The 2,839-nt window shown below is 35.9% G+C and carries 6 protein-coding genes; 4 read left to right on the top strand and 2 right to left on the bottom strand.

Translation table 11 applies throughout. The features are described 5' to 3' along the window. Nucleotides 1-7 precede the first annotated feature (7 nt). Complete coding sequence (locus F1560_RS17995; protein WP_342780262.1) at nt 8-118, top strand: DUF1657 domain-containing protein; 111 nt, start codon at nt 8-10, stop codon at nt 116-118. Between the two features lie 362 nt (nt 119-480). Here F1560_RS17995 and F1560_RS17990 read toward each other — a convergent pair whose 3' ends face one another. Continuing rightward, nucleotides 481-645 (bottom strand): ATP-dependent DNA ligase, encoded by a 165-nt coding sequence (locus tag F1560_RS17990; RefSeq protein ID WP_187773767.1) that lies wholly within the window; start codon nt 643-645, stop codon nt 481-483. 173 nt (nt 646-818) lie between these two features. Between F1560_RS17990 and F1560_RS17985 the strand changes: the two genes are divergently transcribed. The 3 genes from F1560_RS17985 (at nt 819) to F1560_RS22495 (ending at nt 2,215) form a co-directional block, all read left to right on the top strand. After that, on the top strand, nt 819-998 hold the full coding sequence (locus tag F1560_RS17985) for a DUF2187 family protein (RefSeq protein ID WP_245347661.1): 180 nt from the start codon (nt 819-821) through the stop codon (nt 996-998). 436 nt (nt 999-1,434) lie between these two features. After that, nucleotides 1,435-1,641, top strand: a complete 207-nt coding sequence (locus F1560_RS22500; protein ID WP_245347662.1) for a DUF4362 domain-containing protein — start codon at nt 1,435-1,437, stop codon at nt 1,639-1,641. A gap of 226 nt (nt 1,642-1,867) precedes the next feature. Next, nucleotides 1,868-2,215 (top strand): hypothetical protein, encoded by a 348-nt coding sequence (locus F1560_RS22495; protein WP_246811951.1) that lies wholly within the window; start codon nt 1,868-1,870, stop codon nt 2,213-2,215. A 481-nt stretch (nt 2,216-2,696) separates the two neighbouring features. On the opposite strand, the gene F1560_RS22690 is transcribed toward F1560_RS22495, so the two are convergent. Then, nucleotides 2,697-2,839, bottom strand: a 143-nt coding sequence (locus F1560_RS22690; RefSeq protein ID WP_149476027.1) for a YetF domain-containing protein, incomplete at its 5' end; no start/stop codon positions are given.

Genomic DNA, 2,839 nt, shown 5'->3' with positions numbered 1-2,839 from the left:
GGCTGATTTGGAATTATTTGCTCTTTCAACCGAAAATCCGGAATCAAAAGAAATGTACCAAAGGAATAGTAAAAAACTGCAATCTGCAATTGCTACAATCTCTTCTTATTTGAATTAGCTTTCTTTGTAAGCATTTGTCCGCATTGTTCGTTACTTTATAATGCTTATAACTGATGCAAAATGCGATATACTATTGACTAATTTTCAAAGAAGTGTCTTACTGGCGCCGTCCGGAATCACACTTGCTTTTAAGCACCTGTACAGCCTCCAGCCTTCTCAAGAAAACCACACCTTGGTGTATTCGGACACGTGATATTCTAAGCAGGAATCACCGCCCAGACTGGTTAGTCTATACGGGAAATTTCATTGTCATTTCTTTCAGTTAATGAATTCTGTTATAGAAAAGCGTTATACAAGTAGCCCAAACACACTTAGAGTCTATCTGGAGGACAGTAGGTAAGACCCCACAAGAGCAAGAGGCTACTGAACATGTACAATCCGTTCAGAATTGAATTCCAACTGATTCAGTATATCTTTACGTTCGATTAGTGATAAGGATGTAATCATTTCACCAGGATAATAAATAATATCGAATACACAATATTGAATTTGATATTGGCTCTTTTTTCTTTTGAATCGTTCCATCATTGCTCTCTATCGTAACAACTATATAAGTGGCCCGAAATCAAGAATCAATGGTCCAACATCCAGTTATTGCTATTCGTTCTTTGAATTCACCAGCTCAGCTAATATTGAATATAATGTAATAACAAAAAAGGAATATCCAACAGATAATTTATGTGAAGGTGGGACATACATTGGAAATAAATAATATTGCAGGGGTCGGTGACGAAATCTCTTTTAAGTCTGGGGTAAAGGGGATTGTCGAAAAGATCTATCAGAATTCAGTGATGGTATCGGTTACTGAAAATACAACCGATCTGGAGTTTGAAGGAGATAAAACAGTTATTGGACATAAAAATTATGAGATTATCTGATAAGTTTATAGCATTAAAAAGAAGCTTTCCCAATCAGGAAAGCGCCTTTCAAATTTGTATAAATGCTGAATAAATTCCTCATAAACAAAGAATAAATTAGGATGCGTTAGGTTTATAAAACTTTTAACAGGTTTATTGAAAAAGCCGAATTTCCTTACCGTATGTTTTCCGCGTTTGTTGGTACCCCTTTATGTACAAATCTCAAGAAAGGACGTGAGAAGCTGAAGGAAATGACATACATAAGTCTCTTAATCATTTTAATTATCACTCTAGCCGGTTGTAATACGAACGATAGTGAATGGCACTAGTACCAACGGAGGACCTCAGTCAGCAGTTAAAGATAGCACCAAACCTTACGTAAGGGGAGTAGGAAATGTAGATGTCCTAAATAGCCATGGAAGCATTGAAGGGTTGGAAAGAATGCAGGGCTTCTAACATGAAGAATGGCGTTCCCTCTGATTTACGAATTGTCCACTACACGACTGAAGGGGATCCAATTCTTACAGATCTAACATATAACGGAGAATCTCTAGAAGTAAAAAATGATACCACGAGAGACACGTATGGGAGTGGAGAAATAAGAACCAATAGCTGTAGCAATATGATTAAGGAAGTAAATCCACTAATACTTCCTACATCGTAGTCGACTTGTAAAGGTGGATCTTTGGGAAAGAAAGAGATCTTAAAAATCAGCTACAACATGAGTCAACAGGATCTTTTTGAGTATGAGCTGAAATACGGAGTAAACCTGGAAAAACGAAGTTAATACAAAGAACCTGACAAAAAAGGTAACCAGTGCAAACGAAACAAGCGTAAGAGGTGATTTTGTCCTGGCGGCAAGTGTCAAGCAAGAGGTGTATAAAAGATTAGTGTTTGCAAATTACTTAGCTGAAAAGGATTTAGAGACCACATGTGAGTCCAAGGATTCCATGAATTATTATCTAAAGGTATACATTAACGGGGCGAAGCGTGAATATCGTTGGTCTGCGTGTGATCAGAGCCCGGATGGTGTGGAACTTACTAAAATAGCGGAATATATTATTCAACAATCCGAAAACGAAAAGAAGCAAAGTGAAAAGCACGAAGTTACGGTTCAAGGTTATGTGCTCCAAGCGAAAGATGACATATTGTTAATCGGGGAAGGGCTAAACATGTTAGATTATGAATGGCTAAAAGATGAAATACAACATATGAACCTAAGATGCCTACATTTTTGACTTTAGAAGGTGTTAATACAGAGAAGTTCAATCCAGGCTTATAAAATCTAAGCACACATAGAAGGAAGTATAAAAGGATCCAAGCCAGGGAGAGCCAAAGTGAAGGATATTAAGAAATTAGAGTTTTCAAATGAAATAGAAGCACACTAATATCCTTGTAGTTTTTTGGATAGCTTAGAAGTTATAATTTTATGCAACTCACGATGTTTTAATTTAACAAAACACAACTAGTAAACAAATCTTATAATTTAGTATTTACGTTGAATACATGTAAATGATGTGAGAACCTTGATATTCCAATAGCATCGAAGTTAAGATAATTGACATATTTACAACGTTAAGGATATTCCAGTATTAAAAATTCCAATATCTCATTTATATCACTGAGAGATTGGGAATTATTCAACAATAGCGCCCGATTTGTTGAAGACTAAAGTTTATATTCACCAAGAAAATTGATATGCTCTTATCCTAACAAATTTTATTTAGGACTTACATGTATGCCTTCACTCTCTCGCCAACCTGCGTAGAGAATACGCTTCACATTATCATATCCATTGGTAGTTAATTGGTTATCTAACCACTGTTGATCAAATCCGAGTTCATGTAAATTATCCCATAAAA

Source organism: Oceanobacillus polygoni (genome assembly GCF_008304605.1).
Lineage (GTDB): Bacteria > Bacillota > Bacilli > Bacillales > Amphibacillaceae > Oceanobacillus > Oceanobacillus polygoni.
Note: the sequence above shows the minus strand (reverse complement) of the source record. Positions and strands in the feature narration are given on the sequence as shown.